The sequence below is a fragment of the Mucilaginibacter sp. OK283 genome (assembly GCF_900110415.1).
GTDB lineage: Bacteria > Bacteroidota > Bacteroidia > Sphingobacteriales > Sphingobacteriaceae > Mucilaginibacter.
Genome location: NZ_FODR01000002.1, coordinates 249,036 through 265,965, shown reverse-complemented (window position 1 = coordinate 265,965; position 16,930 = coordinate 249,036). Strand labels below are relative to the sequence as shown.

General features: G+C 42.5%; 14 protein-coding genes. 6 read left to right on the top strand and 8 right to left on the bottom strand.

What is annotated here, in order from left to right:
• Positions 1 to 230: 230 nt before the first annotated feature.
• The 4 genes from pth to BMX56_RS05875 all read left to right on the top strand — a co-directional run bounded on the left by pth (position 231) and on the right by BMX56_RS05875 (position 5,986).
• Positions 231 to 791, top strand: a complete 561-nt coding sequence (pth, locus tag BMX56_RS05890; protein ID WP_090642330.1) for an aminoacyl-tRNA hydrolase — start codon at positions 231 to 233, stop codon at positions 789 to 791.
• Between the two features lie 104 nt (positions 792 to 895).
• On the top strand, positions 896 to 3,334 hold the full coding sequence (locus tag BMX56_RS05885) for a TonB-dependent receptor (RefSeq protein WP_090642328.1): 2,439 nt from the start codon (positions 896 to 898) through the stop codon (positions 3,332 to 3,334).
• A 9-nt stretch (positions 3,335 to 3,343) separates the two neighbouring features.
• A complete protein-coding gene (locus tag BMX56_RS05880; protein WP_090642325.1) occupies positions 3,344 to 3,694 on the top strand; it encodes a Spx/MgsR family RNA polymerase-binding regulatory protein in 351 nt (116 codons plus the stop codon).
• 288 nt (positions 3,695 to 3,982) lie between these two features.
• Entirely contained in the window at positions 3,983 to 5,986 is a 2,004-nt protein-coding gene (locus BMX56_RS05875) for a M1 family metallopeptidase (protein WP_090642322.1), read from the top strand.
• Between the two features lie 232 nt (positions 5,987 to 6,218).
• Here BMX56_RS05875 and BMX56_RS05870 read toward each other — a convergent pair whose 3' ends face one another.
• Together BMX56_RS05870 and dxs are read right to left on the bottom strand one after the other, a co-directional pair.
• Positions 6,219 to 7,352 (bottom strand): BamA/TamA family outer membrane protein, encoded by a 1,134-nt coding sequence (locus tag BMX56_RS05870; protein WP_090642318.1) that lies wholly within the window; start codon positions 7,350 to 7,352, stop codon positions 6,219 to 6,221.
• A 347-nt stretch (positions 7,353 to 7,699) separates the two neighbouring features.
• A complete protein-coding gene (gene dxs, locus BMX56_RS05865) occupies positions 7,700 to 9,631 on the bottom strand; it encodes a 1-deoxy-D-xylulose-5-phosphate synthase (protein ID WP_090642312.1) in 1,932 nt (643 codons plus the stop codon).
• Positions 9,632 to 9,831: 200 nt separating this feature from the next.
• Here dxs and BMX56_RS05860 point away from each other — a divergent pair, with 200 nt between their 5' ends.
• Both BMX56_RS05860 and BMX56_RS05855 read left to right on the top strand, forming a co-directional pair.
• A complete protein-coding gene (locus BMX56_RS05860) occupies positions 9,832 to 10,578 on the top strand; it encodes a segregation and condensation protein A (protein ID WP_090642309.1) in 747 nt (248 codons plus the stop codon).
• A 201-nt stretch (positions 10,579 to 10,779) separates the two neighbouring features.
• Positions 10,780 to 11,508: a YjjG family noncanonical pyrimidine nucleotidase gene (locus BMX56_RS05855; RefSeq protein ID WP_090642306.1), complete on the top strand. Its 729-nt coding sequence runs from the start codon at positions 10,780 to 10,782 to the stop codon at positions 11,506 to 11,508.
• Positions 11,509 to 11,582: 74 nt separating this feature from the next.
• On the opposite strand, the gene BMX56_RS05850 is transcribed toward BMX56_RS05855, so the two are convergent.
• The 6 genes from BMX56_RS05850 to BMX56_RS05825 all read right to left on the bottom strand — a co-directional run bounded on the left by BMX56_RS05850 (position 11,583) and on the right by BMX56_RS05825 (position 16,827).
• Positions 11,583 to 12,026 (bottom strand): type II toxin-antitoxin system VapC family toxin, encoded by a 444-nt coding sequence (locus BMX56_RS05850; RefSeq protein WP_090642303.1) that lies wholly within the window; start codon positions 12,024 to 12,026, stop codon positions 11,583 to 11,585.
• On the bottom strand, positions 12,026 to 12,247 hold the full coding sequence (locus BMX56_RS05845; RefSeq protein WP_090642300.1) for a hypothetical protein: 222 nt from the start codon (positions 12,245 to 12,247) through the stop codon (positions 12,026 to 12,028). Before BMX56_RS05845 ends, BMX56_RS05850 begins: the two co-directional genes overlap by 1 nt.
• Positions 12,248 to 12,419: 172 nt before the next feature.
• Positions 12,420 to 12,983 (bottom strand): DUF3109 family protein, encoded by a 564-nt coding sequence (locus BMX56_RS05840; protein WP_090642297.1) that lies wholly within the window; start codon positions 12,981 to 12,983, stop codon positions 12,420 to 12,422.
• An 8-nt stretch (positions 12,984 to 12,991) separates the two neighbouring features.
• Positions 12,992 to 13,768, bottom strand: a complete 777-nt coding sequence (locus tag BMX56_RS05835) for a DUF3108 domain-containing protein (RefSeq protein ID WP_090642294.1) — start codon at positions 13,766 to 13,768, stop codon at positions 12,992 to 12,994.
• Between the two features lie 149 nt (positions 13,769 to 13,917).
• On the bottom strand, positions 13,918 to 14,433 hold the full coding sequence (locus tag BMX56_RS05830) for a DUF2480 family protein (protein WP_090642291.1): 516 nt from the start codon (positions 14,431 to 14,433) through the stop codon (positions 13,918 to 13,920).
• A 261-nt stretch (positions 14,434 to 14,694) separates the two neighbouring features.
• A complete protein-coding gene (locus tag BMX56_RS05825) occupies positions 14,695 to 16,827 on the bottom strand; it encodes a peptidylprolyl isomerase (RefSeq protein WP_255369800.1) in 2,133 nt (710 codons plus the stop codon).
• Positions 16,828 to 16,930 lie beyond the last annotated feature (103 nt).

Sequence of the window (16,930 nt, the reverse complement as noted above, 5' to 3'; positions counted from 1 at the left end):
CTTCAGGTTCTGCAAAAAAACAAATTAAAGCCTTCCGGAATCTGAAAAACTTTGCGTCGAAGGCAAGCTTTTAAAAAAATTCAAAATTATTTTGCGCAAAGTTACTAACCCGTAAAGAAGAAACAGGCAAATCACCCTGCATCTTCACGCGAACTAAACCTTATCAATTTTAAAAGCGGTTCTGCTCCTAAAACCCTTAATCCAAAAAACTTTTATCTTTGCTCCCCTAAATGAAATATCTAATAGTAGGACTTGGGAATATAGGCCCCGAATATGCTGATACCCGGCATAATATAGGCTTTATGGTTTTGGATGAACTGGCTAAACAGGAGAGCGCCAAATTTTATAATATGCGCCTGGCCTATTATACCGAGGTATCCTTCAAAGGCCGTACCCTTTGCCTCATTAAACCTACTACCTTCATGAACCTGAGCGGTAAAGCGCTTAACCATTGGATGAAGGATTTAAAAATCCCGCTGGAAAATGTGCTGGTTATTGTTGATGATATTGCCTTGCCCCTGGGTACCCTGCGCTTAAAACCTAAAGGCAGCGCTGCAGGGCATAATGGCTTAAAACATATTGAAGCAACACTTGGCCATAACAATTACGCGCGCCTGCGTTTTGGAGTAGGCGATAACTTCCCTAAAGGCAGGCAGGTTGATTATGTTTTGAGTGGTTTTGACGATGATGAGAAACCCGAACTGCCTGCGCTGATTGACCGCTCGATAGAAATGGTGAAGAGTTTTTGTACCATCGGTACCGAACTAACCATGACCAGGTTTAACAAATAAAAAATTACCGCCTCACAACTAACTAATTAGTTAAATAATGTTAAATACTTTCCAAGTGTTGCAACACTTGGGTATCTTGCTGCGTCATATCACCTAAATTCCTTATGTATAAATTTGTACTCACAGTAATTTGCTGTTGTTTCTCTATACTTACGATAGCGCAAAGCCCCGTCCCTTCCAATATTACCGTTAAAGGTACTGTTATTGATTCGGCGGCAAATAAGCCTCTGGGCTATGTTACCGTTGTTTTGCAGGATGCCGGTACAAAGGCATCGGTAAAAAGTACCCTTACAAAAGACGATGGCAGCTTTGAACTTAAAGCGCCCGAAGGTAAAACTTACCAGATGGCGGTGGCATTTATTGGCTTCGCTACTAAAACGTTTCCGATAAAACCTGCCGGTACAACGGTTGATGCAGGCAAAATATATATGTCGGCAGCCAGCAAGCAACTGGGTGAAGTGAGTGTTACGGCCGTAAGGCCCGTAATGAAACAGGAGGTTGACCGGCTTACTTATGATGTGCAGGCCGACCCGGAAAGTAAAGCGATATCTGCACTGGATATGATGCGTAAGGTGCCTTTGCTATCGGTTGATGGAGACGACAAGATCAAGCTAAAAGGGAGCGGCAATTACAAGATATTGGTAAACGGAAAAGCATCAGCTCTGATGGCTAAAAATCCGTCGGATGTGTTAAAAGCGATGCCAGCTACCAACATTGAAAGGATAGAAGTGATTACCACACCACCGGCAAAATACGACGCGGAGGGTTTATCGGGCATCATCAATATCATCACCAAAAAAAATGCCGACCAAGGCTATAATGGCAGTATCAATTCGCGCTTTAACAGCATTTGGGGGCCGGGATATAACTTAAATGCTACAGTAAAGCAGGGCAAGTTCGGCTTGTCGGGCTATGCAGGTTTTGGTAATCAAAACCGGGTTAGCAATAGTACTCAAAGTTCGCAAACACAAAATCTTACGCAATCGGTATTGAATCAAAACGGCGATGGCTCGTTTGAAGGTAAATACAAATATGCCAATGCCGAATTAAGTTACGAGTTGGATAGTTTGAACCTGCTTACCGGTTCGTTTGAACTTTTTAGAGGGAATTTTAATCAGACAGGCGATCAGACGTCTACACAAATAAAAAGCGATGGCAGTGTTGCCCAGGCTTACCGCAGCTTAAATGACGGGATAAACCATGATAAGGGGACAGACATATCTGTTAATTACCAGTTAGGCTTCAAAAATAAAAAGGACGAGTTGCTTACCGCTTCCTATAAATACAGCTACTCGCCAAGTAATCAATACAATAGCAATAGTTTTAGCGAAAGGGTAAATTTTGATGCCATCAATAATCCAAATTTCAGGCAGTATAATAACGCAGGTAACAAAGAGCATACCTTTCAGTTAGATTATGTATACCCCTTTAAAAAGGTGAACCTGGAAGCCGGCGGTAAAGTTATACTGCGTAATAATTTTAGTGATTACAGGCGCGAGAACCAGGATGCCGGTACCGGGGATTATGTTGTTGATGCCAATCAAACTAATACATTTGATTACCACCAGGATGTGTACAGCGCCTACAACTCGTACCAGGTAAAATTTACTAAATGGACAGCCAAGGGTGGTTTACGCCTGGAGCATACCCAGGTAAACGCCGATTTTACCGGTACGCCGCTGGATAGGGGATACAACAACCTCATCCCGTCAATATCCATACAACGCAGCTTTAAAACAAGCAGTTTCAATTTCGGATTTACCCAGCGCATCCAGCGCCCGGGTATATACCAGCTAAACCCTTTTATTGATAACTCAAACCCTAAGTTTGTAACTACCGGTAACCCGCAGTTGCGGCCCGAACTTAACAATACATTTGAGCTTACTTACAGTAATTTTTCAAAAGGATCAATCAACGCCGGGCTAAGCTACGCGTTCTCCAATAACTCTATCCAAAATGTGAGTACCCTGATTGATACCGTTACTTATACCACCTATCAAAATTTAGGCAGCAATCGTACCCTTGGCCTAAACCTGAATACCAATTTTAATATTACCAAAAAGTTTACCGTAAGTATCAATGGCGAAATTTCGCACATCTGGCTCAAGGGAACTTATAACGGCAGCTTTTATACCAACGACGGCTATACCGGCCGCGCTTTCGGAAACCTTGCCTATAAATTTGATGGCGGCTACCGGCTGGCGCTTGACGCAGGTTTCTTTAGCGGCGATGTAACGCTGCAAGGAAAATCCAGCAACTTTATATTTAACTCCTACGTGGCCTCGAAGGAATTTTTCAAGAAGACGTTTACCGTGTCGCTGGTTGCTAATAATCCCTACAGTAAATACCGTACTTATCATGGCTACACCCGCTCCAATGATTTTTATAATACTTACAGCGGTACCAACCCTTACCGTAATTTTGCCATCAGGCTTAATTATAAATTTGGCAAGCTTAACGGCGACATTAAAAAGAACCAGCGTGGTATCAATAATGATGATACCAAGGGTGGCGGTAGTAAAAGTGGTGGCGGAAATCAATAGCTTTGCGGTATGAAAGTTTACGGAATTACCAATTGCAATACAGTAAAAAAAGCCCTCGACTGGCTTAAAGCAAACAAAGTTGATTACGATTTCCAGGATTTCAAAAAACTGGGGGTCAGTACCGAAAAGCTACAGGAGTGGGACACAAAAGCAGGATACGAAAAATTCATGAACAAGCAAGGCCTAACCTGGAAACAGCTTGACCCGGCTGTTAAAGAAAGCATAAAAACCAATACCGATGCCCTGCAACTACTACAGCAAAAAACCAGCATGATTAAACGCCCCGTTATTGAAGATGGCGGTTTCTTGTTTTTTGGCTTTGATGAAAAGGTATATGCCGATCATTTTTTGAAGAAATAGAAGAAAAAGGAATTAAGGCTGTAAGTTTTTGTATTACCGGGTGCAAATAGTGAGGCAATGATGCACGAAAGGTGCATCATCGGTAATATTCAAAAAATCAGGCAAAATTCTCATTCCAGGGTTTAATAAGGCAATTAAACCTACCTGACTGATAGCCTATTGCAAGGCAAATCAATAATTCACTAATTCAGTCATTCACTAATTAACAAACACGTAACAATCATTTTACGGGCTGTTTAAAAAAGCTTTTTTGTGTATACTTGCTTTGTATTCTCAAAATTGACTGAAATGAATTTAAAACTAATGGCCGGTTTAAGTACGGCCTTTATGATGGCTATTGCTGCCGTTAACGCGCAACAGGCACCAACCCCTCCTCCAGCAGCCGCACCTGCATCTGATTACAGTTATCATGAAACCTTTGGCCCGCCATTTTATACTAAAAATGGTACCGAGTTCCGCGCAGCCGATGGGCAGCCTGGTCCAAAATATTGGCAAAACCGTGCCGATTACGCTTTGGCCGCCACTTTGGATGATAAAAACAACCTGATTACCGGTTCGGAAGTTTTAACTTATACCAACAACAGCCCGCAAAACCTGAGTTTTTTATGGATGCAGCTGGATCAGAATTTGTTTAAGTTAGATTCCCGCGGTACAGCAATTGTTCCGCCAACCGGTAGCCGGAACTGGGGCCGCGGCGAAGCGTTTGATGCGGGTTACAAAATAAAATCGGTAAAAGCTGTTGATGCAAAAGGCGGCGCTACCGATGTGAAATTCCTGGTAAGCGATACCCGTATGCAGGTATTTTTGCCAAGACAGGTAACTGCCAATGGCGGTAACGTAAAGCTGAAAATAGAATATTCGTTTGTATCGCCCAATTACGGATCAGACCGTATGGGATACCTGGACGATAAAGCCTCAAAAAACGGCAAAATTTATACTGTAGCCCAGTGGTACCCACGTATGTGCGTGTACGATGAAGTAATGGGATGGAATACGCAGCCTTACACAGGTCCGGGTGAGTTTTACCTGGAGTATGGCGATTTTGACCTGAGCATTACCGCTCCGGCAAACCACATTGTAGTTGCCTCGGGCGAATTATTGAACCCTGCCGAGGTGTACACGCCTGAGCAGCAAAAACGCTGGGCGCAAGCCGCTGCAAGCGAAAAAACGGTAGTTATCCGTTCGGCAGCTGAAGTTACCGATCCTAAATCGCGCCCGGCCGGTAAATCAACGCTTACCTGGCACTTTAAAATAAAAAACGCGAGGGATGCTGCATGGGCGTCATCGGCCGCGTTTATTGTTGATGCCGCTAAAATGGATTTGCCAAGTGGTAAAAAGTCTATCGCTATTTCGGCATATCCAGTTGAGAGCGATGGCATTGATGCCTGGGCCCGTTCAACAGAATATGTAAAAAAGTCTATCGAATATAACTCCCAAAAATGGTTTGAATTTCCTTATCCTGCCGCAGCAGCAGTTGCAGGCATTGTTGGCGGTATGGAATATCCAGGTATTGTTTTCTGCGGATACAGGGCCAAAAAAGCCGGCCTTTGGGGCGTTAACGACCATGAGTTTGGTCACACCTGGTTCCCGATGATTGTGGGCTCAAACGAGCGTTTATATGGTTGGATGGATGAAGGTTTCAATACTTTCATCAATACTCTTTCGACTGCTGATTTTAACAACGGTGAGTATGCCCGCAAACCTGGCGATATGCATAAAATTGGCGATACCTATACCCGGCCTGGCCTGGAGCCAATGCTAAGCCAGCCCGCTAACCTTAAAGAAAGGAACACCGGTACATTACTATATTCAAAACCAGGTGCCGGCCTTACTTTATTGCGCGAGCAAATTTTAGGCCCCGAACGTTTTGATTTCGCTTTCCAAACCTATATCAAACGCTGGGCATTCAAACACCCAACACCTGACGACTTTTTCCGTACCATAGAGAATGCATCTGGTGAGAGCCTGCAATGGTTCTGGAGAGGCTGGTTCCTGAATAACTGGCGTTTGGATGTTGCTGTAAGCGATGTTAAGTATGTTGATAACGATGCTACTAAGGGCGCCATGATAACCATTGATAATCTTGGTAAAATGGCTATGCCGGTAATATTGGAAATAAAAACAAAAAGTGGTAAAGTGGATAGGATGAAATTACCTGTCGAAGTTTGGGAACGCAATGCCACCTGGACGTTTAAATATCCATCAACAGAAGAAATTGAATCTGTTACCTACGATCCTGATAAAGTTTTACCGGATTACAACCCCGACAATAACGTTTGGACAAAGAAGTAACAATACAAAAAACCCGGTTAACGCCGGGTTTTTTGTTATAAACACGGCCACCTATTGGTATTTTAACTTTGGCATATGGATGACAAAAACAGGTGCATATGCGTTATTCTACTTTCCAGGCAATACTACAGCCGCCAGGCTGAGCAGAAATACCGCATATAAAGTCGATCGACGAGAGTTTCCCGGCGTGCCAAACGATGATTAAGCAAAAACAAAACCTGTTACTAAGCAATTAAAACGCCTGTCCCAATGCGGCGTAAAAGCCACTTTGCCTTTTTTCGCCTGGATTTTTCTGCCCTACCCCATAATCAGCGCGAATGCTGAGACCTTTTTCAATGTCGAAAAAGTATCGTACACCACCGCCATAATTAGGTTTAAGTTGCGCCCAGCTAAAGCTTTTGTTGAATACCTCGCCCGTGCCTGCAAAACCTACAAGGCCAATACGCGGACTTAGCCGATAGCGTAGTTCGGTTTGGCCGGCAAGCAAATTCCGGTCGCGGTAACGACCGTTGTAATAGCCTCGCATGAGTTCGTCATTCCCCAACGCCGGCAACCAGTAAAATGGCGAACTACGACCGGTAAGGCTCTGTTCCTGTATATCTACACCTAAAACCAGCTTTTTTGCCAAAGCGAAAAACTGTGAATACTCTATATTTAAAAAGCCTCCATTATAACCTTTATTGCCAAATCCCTTAATTATTTCAAAAGAGCTGGTAATTATCATACCTTTTGTAGTGTACGTATTGCTGTTGCGGCTATCATATGTGATACTTGGGCCAAGATATATATTACTGCCCCCGCCATGGTTTTCTACCCTCCGGTCGGTGTAAAAAATAGTATTCTTTGGTTCGGGAGGTATCTTATATCGAATAGCACCGGCTACAATACCCGCATAAAGCCTGTCAGACAGCTTCTTTTCTACACCTAAATATCCTTTAGTCCGTTTTTGACCAATACGCGCCGCATCAGCGCTGCGGGTATTATTACCAATGCCATAAAAGTTGAAAGGAAAGTTTATGAAACTAATGCCGGCAGTATAATGGTAGCCATTATCGGGCGTCCAATAGCTAATATTTAAACTTAAGCGGCTTTGGCCTTTGGTGGTTACGGTGCCATATCCAAAAACACTTGATACCCGGGTGTTGCTTTTTAATGAATCGCTATAAAAAGAATATAGGCCTGCACCGCCCACTTCGAGGCCGGTTTCGGGGGCAGAACTCAGCGCAGGTAAAATTACGAAGCTGCTTTTTTTTGTGCTATCCTTGTTTAAATACATTTTACGCAAAAATTTCGGAAGAATTTGCGTTTGTGAAAAAGCACTTTGCAGGCAAAATATCAGCAGCAATGAGATAACAAATGTTTTCATATAATCGCAGCTAATATAACCTCAATTTTTTTATAAGATTGCCATGGCTTTGGCATTTTAAACTAAAAAGCTGCACGTGTGGTATGCCCAGTTTCCTAAAACCCGGGTATCTGTATATAAACAGGTAAATATATTGATGGTATACCGAAGAGAAAGCCCAGACCTCCTGAATTCTGATAAGCTAATTATAGTTAGTTGTAGCGTACAGAATATTTCCCCTATACTCAGAAATTAGTTTTTCTTCCGCTCTTTACACTCGCCAGCTCAACTGTTCAGCGTTCGATTGCAGTTTTAAAGATCATGCCATGCCACCTTTTAGGGACTGGCCTAATTACATCTTCAACTTTTTACGACGCTATTGTATGTGCATTGCGCTGGGCACCTAAGCTTTTAACCTGCATGGCAATTCCGTCGGCATCAAAACCGCATTCGGCCCAAAGTTCAGGTTGTTCGCCATGCTCAACTATCCTGTCGGGTATACCTAATCGTTTCACCTGGGTTTTCTGATAGCCGTTATCGGCCATGAATTCCAGTATCGCACTGCCCATCCCGCCTTCAAGGCACCCGTCTTCAACGGTAATCACCTTATCAAATTTCCTGAATACTTCGTGTAACAACGCTTCATCAAGTGGCTTCACAAAACGCATATCGTAATGAGCAGGATAGTAACCCTCGTTATTTAGCGCAGCTATGGCTTTTATGGCCTCATTCCCGATGGCCCCAATAGATAGTATCGCTACATCCTCGCCGTCGCAAATTTTCCGGCCTTTACCTACAGGTATCGCTTTGAAGGGGCGTTGCCAGTCAACCATCACACCATTACCGCGCGGGTACCTAATTACAAACGGGCCCATGTTTTCCTGCTGGGCTGTGTACATCAGGTTACGCAGCTCTTCCTCATTCATAGGTGCTGATACCGTCATATTAGGAATACAACGCATATAGGCCAGGTCATAAGCGCCGTGGTGGGTTGGGCCATCGGCACCTGCAAAACCGGCGCGATCAAGGCAAAGCACCACGTTTAGTTTTTGTATGGCCACATCGTGTATCACCTGATCATACGCCCTTTGCATAAAGCTGGAGTAGATATTGCAAAACGGAACCAGGCCCTGAGTTGCCAAACCTGCCGAAAAAGTTACGGCATGTTGCTCGGCAATACCCACATCAAAAGCACGGTTAGGCATAGCCTTCATCATCAGGTTTAATGAACAGCCTGATGGCATTGCCGGCGTAATACCCATTATTTTAGGGTTTTGCTCGGCCAGTTCAATAATGCTATGGCCAAACACATCCTGGTATTTAGGTGGCTGTGGTTTATCGTATTTAGCTTTCTTTATCTCACCGGTAATTTTATCAAACAAACCGGGGGCATGCCACTTGGTTTGGTCTTTTTCGGCCAGGGCGTAGCCCTTACCTTTGGTGGTAACGCAATGCAATATTTTGGGTCCTGGAATATCGCGCAGGTCTTTTAAAACTTTCACCAGGTGGTTTACATCGTGGCCGTCTATCGGTCCAAAATACCTGAACTTTAAAGCTTCAAAAAAGTTGCTTCGTTTAAGCAGGGTACCTTTTATGCTTTTTTCTAATTTCTGGGCAATTTTAAACGCATCGGGGCCAATTGCCGATAGCTTGGCCAGCACGTGCGCGATGTCGTCCCTGAAACGGTTGTAGGGCTTGGAAGTAGTAATATCCGTAAGGTATTCCTTCAAAGCGCCAACGTTAGGGTCGATAGACATGTTATTGTCGTTCAGGATCACCAGCAGGTTGGAATTTTCGATACCTGCATGGTTCAAAGCTTCAAAAGCCATACCTGCTGTCATGGCGCCGTCGCCAATAACAGCAACATGCTGCCTGTCGGTTTCGCCTTTATAATGCGATGCCACAGCCATCCCTAAAGCAACAGATATAGATGTTGACGAGTGGCCAACACCAAAAGTGTCATATTCGCTTTCAGATCGCTTGGGGAAACCGCTGATGCCTTTATAAATCCGGTTGGTGTGAAATGCATCCCGGCGCCCTGTGAGTATTTTATGGCCATAAGCCTGGTGCCCTACATCCCAAACTAATTGGTCATAAGGGGTGTTTAAAACGTATTGCAATGCAACAGTTAGCTCAACAACACCCAGGCTGGCGGCAAAGTGCCCACCATTTACCGATACTACATCGACGATATACTGGCGCAGTTCCTGGCAAACTTGTTCAAGTTGATCTTCGTTAAGTTGCTTTAAATCAGAAGGGTAATTTATTTTCGATAATAAATCGCCGGCCGGTACCTGCATTGACATTTGTAATCTGTATTTAACTTACAAAGTAAACTAATTATTTATAAATAAAGCATATCGATTTGTATTAAAAAAGCGTCAGGAATTAAGCATCAAGAGGCAAGGCAAAACAGCCTTTTGTTTATGTTACCTGTCTACTCAAAAAATCTTGCCTCCTGATTCTTCATTCTTGATTCTCCTTCCCTATTTTTACAGTCATGACCGACGACAGCTTTGCCATAAGATTACCCCAGTTTGAAGGCCCGTTTGATCTGTTGCTGTTTTTTATTGAGCGCGATGAACTGGACATCCATGATATCCCCATTGCCAAAATTGCCGACGATTTTTTGAACTACATTCACCAGATGACCAGCCTGAACATGGAGCTGGCCAGCGAGTTTATTTTTGTTGCCGCAACGCTAATGCGCATTAAAGCCAAAATGCTGTTGCCCCGTTACGAAGCCGAAAATGCCGCAGATGATACCGATACCAAGGAAAACCTGATCCGTAAGCTGATAGAATATAAAAAGTTTAAGGAACTGTGCGACGAACTGCGTCCTTACGAGGAGGAGCGTTTTAAACAGGAGAAACGCGGTAACATTAAGCACGACCTGGAGCAAGTTGAAAAAGTAGTACTTCCGGGCGAAGAGCTATCAGAAATAAGCCTGTACAAGCTGATGATGGTGCACGAACGCCTGATGCGCAACTACCTTAACCGCAGCGAAGAGGTAAAGCATACCGTAGTTCAGTACCCTTACACTATCGAAAAACAAAAGCAAGCTGTTGCCGATCTGCTTAAGATCAACAAAATGCTCGATTTTAAGGCCTTAGCCAAAGAGTCGGAAAATAAAGTGCATTTTGTGTACAATTTTTTGGCTGTATTGGAGATGCTGCAACAGGAACTAATAGAAATACAAATAGGCCTGGGGTATAATAACTTTTGGATATCGCCGAAACAGATATGAGATGTTAGATTTGAGACAAAATATGGCCGGCGAAATGAAGGCTTATTTATGCCCGGGTTGCCGCTGTTATATTTTGAGGGCAGATCGGTTTTTAATGCTAAAAAAAGGTAACAGCAACCAATCTAATAACGAACTTTGCAGCGCGATGCGCAGTTGACTGGCGGATGTTGCTCTTTCGTGTCGCAAATGCATAATATCCAAATGAAAAATCAATCAGAAACTCCCCCTCCGAAATCCGAAATCAAAAAGCATATCTTTTTCGATCTTGATCATACCATCTGGGATTTTGATAAAAATGCCGAGGAGGCTTTGCATGAACTTTATCACCTTCACCAGCTTGAGCGCGTCGGCCTTACTTCCGCAGGCCTGTTTATTGAAACTTATACGCGCAATAACCACCAGCTTTGGGCAAAATACCATACCGGACAAATTACTAAAGATGAGCTGCGCGATGCACGTTTTAAACGCACCTTTACCGATCTTGGCCTGCACCCCGACCTGATGCCTGTTGATTTTGAAGACGCTTATGTGCAATTGTGCCCCACAAAAACAAACCTGTTTCCGCACGCCCATGAAACGCTCACTTACCTGCAATCAAAATATACGCTACACTTGATTTCCAACGGGTTTAAAGACTCTACCCGGATAAAAATTGCAGGCAGCAACCTGGCAGGCTATTTTAAAAATATCATCATCTCTGAGGATGTAGGGGTCAACAAACCCGATAAGGCTATCTTTCAACACGCGGTAGACCTTGCGGGTGCAACCAAGCATGAAAGCGTAATGATTGGCGATAGCCTGGAAGCCGATGTTTATGGCGCTTTGAACTTTGGTATGGACGCTATTTATTTTAACCCCTTTAATGTGCCAAAGCCCGACGATGTACCCGTACAGATAGGTCATTTGAAAGAGTTGGTGGGAATGTTTTAGGCTTTGGTATGCCGACAGTCAACGTAGAGCTTCAACTTTAAGCAAAATAGGACGGACCCGTTTACAATACTATTTTACAATGTTGGTGTTAACTTTTGCACGTCAAAAAACACTCCGTTTAAATGGTCAAAATCTCCATCGGTGGTAACTAGTTGTAACCCAAGCAACGCAGCTAATGAAGCGATCCATAAATCATTTTTGCCCATGTTCCGATGGGTAGAGAAAGGATAATCAACAAAAGCAGGATTTCGGCATTGAGAATAACTGTCGATCTCCGTGTATGTATTGACAAACATTTGGCTGATCTCAACGATATTAACGTTATCTAAAAACAAATTAAGTTTATTACGCCGGTTGATACCCCAGTTATTTTGTATTGCTATTGATTTGATCTCTGCTTCTGAAACTACAGAAATATAAATAGGAACACTATCAGGATTTAGTAAGCCAATGATATCATCGTAATTATTTGAGCGGATTAGAGTTAAAATGATGTTGGTATCAAATAATAAATTCACTACTTAGAATCTTTTAGATGCTGCATGGTTTGATCCCATTCTTGTTGGGTGAAGGGCTCAGCCGGGGGGGCATTTTTCAGAGCCTTAATTAAACTTTTATTGTTTTTGCCTGATTTTTTACCGAAGGCAGTTGCCCCGCCTGCAGCAAGTATTTCTTCGGGCGAATATGCCTTATGGGTTTTGAACAACCCGTTAGGTGGCAGCGTAATTTCGGGTTTCATTAAGACCTCCGTTTTAGTATCAAACAAATTTACAGAATATTTTGTGCAAAAGCCATAAGTCGCTTAAAACACATTATAGGTTTTTAAACAGAAGACATAGGCAAAGTGCAATTAAATCAACCTCAGCGCCTTAAAAGCAGCAAAGCAGTTTAACCCCAGACAGTAGCTCCCTTTACCTTCCGGCCACCTCATTTTCCAATTCCTGGTACCAATCTGCACCATATTTGCGGATTAGCGGGCCTTTTAAGAATTCGTGAACACGTACCTTTAGTTCATCGCCAAATGTGCAGGCGGGGCTGCAAATGCTCCAGCGGTCGTAATTTAACACATCAAACTCCGGGTATGCTGTGATACGGATGGGATATAAATGGCAGGAGATGGGTTTTTTCCAGGTAACAGCGCCTTCTTCATAAGCTTTTTCGATGCCACATTTAGTGATTCCGTTTTCCCAAATTACATAAGCGCATTCCTTGTTGGTGTCTACACAAGGGGTGGTGTAGTCGCCTTCAAAATCTTTTACATAAGTACCCACCTTTTCGATGGTTTTGATACCCTTGGCGGTTAGGTAAGGCTTTACTTTTGGATATATTTCTTTTAAAATATCAAGTTCGTCGGCGTTCAGGGGGGCGCCAGAATCACCTTCAAGGCAACAGGCGCCTTTGCATTTGTTTAAATTGCAAACAAAGTTTTCTTTTATCACATCCTCGTGCACCAACACGTTACCTACCTCTATCATACTTTAATTTAATTCATTATGGGGTTTAACGGATACTTCAATCCGCTTGCCGATTGAAGCTCCATTGTTATACTGCCTAAAATAACTTCAACATGTGCCTTTACAGGTATCCTGTTACCATCATTAGTTATCCAAAGGTACAACTTACTATCCTTACGAAAAATACGGCCAGGGATAATTGTGGGGTTAAATTTTAAACAGTTAAAAGTACCCATATCACATTTAATGGTTTCTGTACCTACGTAAGTGATATTCATTTTATGAAAGCCATCCTCTAAAAAATATTGCAGGTCAAATGTCTCCCCTTTTTTAAGTTTGGATACATCTATAGTACGGGCAAAATAATAAGCCGATACAAAATCATATGAATCGCCCTTATATGAAAATTCGCCTTTATTAGCGGTTACTTTATTGTCTTTCTGATCAAAGGTAGCCTTGTCGGTATGCTTCCATTTACCTTCGTGCCGGTCTTCACTGTAAAAGTAAGGTAACAATGTATTTTGATCTACATAAGAATCGTAGCGGTTGCGCACCTTGTAAAATATATCAAAGGTACCTGCTGTTTTTCCTTCGGCAATCAAATGAAAGGCGTTGCCCGGTAATTTTTTGTCGCTGGCCTCAATCCTTATATTGGCTTCGGCTGCCTTAAAAAAACCGTATTGCATTTTGTAGCTTAGTTTTTCGCCTACTTTAAACACAGGTTCAGTAACTTTTGCAAGTTCCTGTGCAAAGCCCGAAGTGTAAAACAATACAAAAAACAAGGAGCATGAGAAGATTTTTTTCATTAATATTTGCTTTTTAACTGAGCCAATTTGTGTTTATAACCGGCACATGAATATGACAATCGATACTATAAATGGTTTAAACCCATTTTTATTGCCTGAGCCGGAAACTATTGATCAGGGGGATTCAATCAAAAAGCAAATAGTTAATATTAATCTTTACGCTTATAAATTGGCACTGTAGAGCATGGTTCGCCAAACATGATGCTTTTTACTATCGGGGTTAATTTTTTGGTAAGCTCCACATAGGCCGAAACTGGGACTGCTATATCTCCGCATCCTTTTAATACAATACGCTGGCCAGCGTATTGCTCCAGATCGGCTTTCGCTATCTCCTTTTCAAACAAAACTGTTTCTAATACATCCGCGTTCCCAAAAACAACCTCGCGGGCATAAGGGGCCATCCGGTTTGCCAGCAGCATATAGGCCCAGGTTGGTACAATAGCGTCAGCGCTGCAGGTAATGCCTACGTTTTTGTCCTGGTATTGGGTAAAATCGTGTTCCTTTATAAAATCGCGCAAATCTTTCTCGCGCAGCATCAGGCCATGGAACAGGTTATCTTTAATGTCGTAAATAACACGTTCGCCTGCGGGATAAAACGATGCGGGATCTAAAGTAACCAAACCACTTTGGGCTACTTTGTTTACGATGTTTTCCTGTATATCCATAAGTTTAAATTCTAAATCCTAATTGCACTAAATTCTAAATCCTAATTTTAAAAATCTAAAAGTAAATTGAGTTTAATTTTGCCTTGTAAATCCTGTACCTATAATCTATCAGTTGTGCATGACCGATAGCAAAGTTCGCAAATAGATCCTTCGTACCTCAGGATGACAGTTTTTTTTCACAACTCTTAAAACCCCAGGGCAAAAAAAATCCGGGAGACAGTTTTAACGCTGCTCCCGGATGTAAAATTACTTTAATTTATATTATAACAGTTTAGCCCTGTTATCTTTTACATTAGCATTATCTTTCAACGCATCCAATACCTGTCCGTCTGCACGTTGTATTAAGGTTTGCGCTATTTGCTGTTTTTGCCTTAAGTTGTTTGTTAGTGGTGCCGGATTGGTAAAGCCATCAACAATATAAACAAATACACCTTGTTGCCCGTTAATCGGTTTTGAAAGCGCACCCGGTTTCGAACCGAAGATAGAGCCCACAACTTTGTATTCTGCACCTTGCTGGCCCGGAATAATTGGGTTTGCAAAAACAATGTTTTGAACCGGAACTGCTTTGGTACCCGCTTTTTGAGCTACCTGGTCAATTGATGATGACCCGTTCAGCGCAGCCGCAAATTTTTCGTTCAGTTGTTTTGCTTTTACTTCGTTACGTACAGCAGGCTCAATTTGCTTTTTAACAACATCAAGCGGTAAAATGCCCTTAGGTTTAATTTGAGTTAAACGAGGGATGATATATTGATCGCCAACCGTAAATACTTTATCGGCAAGGTCGCCTTTATCTGCCTTAAAGGCCCATCTTACAACTTCACGGGCATTATCTAAACCAGGCAGGCCCGAGGCGGTGCCGGCAACATCATCAGCAGTAAGCTTTTTAACACCTTCTTTTTTTGCTTCGGCATCAAAATTATCTTTTGTTAAAGCAGCTAAAAATCCCTGGGCTTTACTGTAAGCTACAGTTTGTGTTTTACTGCTGGCAACAATCGGTTTATCAACAATAGCAACTTTAATTACTTTTACCGATCCTTTTTGATCCTCAACCTGGATAAGGTGAACACCAAACTGCGAGGTAACCACAATCAAGCTACCTTTGCTTGCTTTAAAAGCCGCATTTGCATATTCGGCGGTTATCTGACCCTGGCCACCGGCCATTAAACCATTAACATCAAATGAAGGTATTTCGCCGCCCTTAACAGCGCTTCCTTTATCTGTCGAGAAAGTGGCAACAAAATCAGTAAACGGCCTGCCGCCTTCAATCAGCTTTTTAAGTGAATCGGCTTTCGCCCTTGCTTTTTCGATGCCGCCTTCAGCCTGAGGGTTAATCAAAATATGCCTTGTCCTAACAGAATCAAAAGTGGTTTTAACATCGCTTAGTTTGGCAATTTTATAGCTTCCGTTTGATACGTAAGGACCATAAACAAAGCCTTTGGCAGCGTTAAACATTAAAGTATCTAATTTAGGCTCAAACGAGCCCTTTTTCTGGAATACAAGCGGTGTTTTTGTTTCAGAGTTAATTTGTACAAAAAGCGAATCGTTGGTACTTACTTTTATACTGTCAACCAATTTGTTTACTTCGGTTTTAATGGCAGCGCTATCCTCTTTAGAAGGTGATCCATTAAAAGCAACGTAATCAAATGATCTTGTTTCCTGCTGATTTTTAAATTCAGCCTTGTGTGCATCATAGTAGGCACTGTAATCGGCGTCAGTTAAAGTAACCTTAGCATCGGGGATTGATGCGTAATCAAGTGTAGCATATTTAAAGCTAACCAACTTGTTTTTTGCCCGGTAATCATCATTGGCTTCCAACGAGTTTACGTACAAGCCATTGGTAACAATAGCCATGTACTTTGTTTTTTGTTTGGCCTCGAATACCTGCTTCAGGAATTCCCCCCACTGGCGTTTTGAAGCGGTATCGGCCTTTGATGACGATATAAAGCTTAAATACTGGTTTAGCTTGTTTTTATCAAACTGCCCGGTTTGCTGATCGGCAAATTGGGGTACGCGGGTTATCTGCTGGTCGGGGTTGTTACCGGTTACCATAGCTGCAGCTTCATCGTCGCCAACCGTTAAGCCCAATTTTTCAATCTCTTTATTAAGCAACAGTTCGCTTATCACCTGGTTCCAGGTAGTTTCCTGAACATAGTTTAATATCTGGGGCGAAAGACTCTGCCCTGATTGTTGCCTAAACTGATTTGTGTTTTGGTCGAGCCTTTTATTAAACTCATCTAATTGAACCTTTTCGCCGTTTACTTCGGCAAGTTCGTTGCGGTCGTCTCTAAAAAAAGACCCACCTGATCTTACTACCTCGCTCACGATGAATGCAAAAAGTGCAACCCCAATAAAGATTGCCAGGATTTTTCCCATCCGTTCGCGCAAGAAACCCATTATACCCATATACTTCTGTAATTATTATATTCTTTTAAAAGAGGGCGCAAGATACAATTTTTAGTAAAATTCTATAACACAAAATTTTCCTGAAAAAAACAAC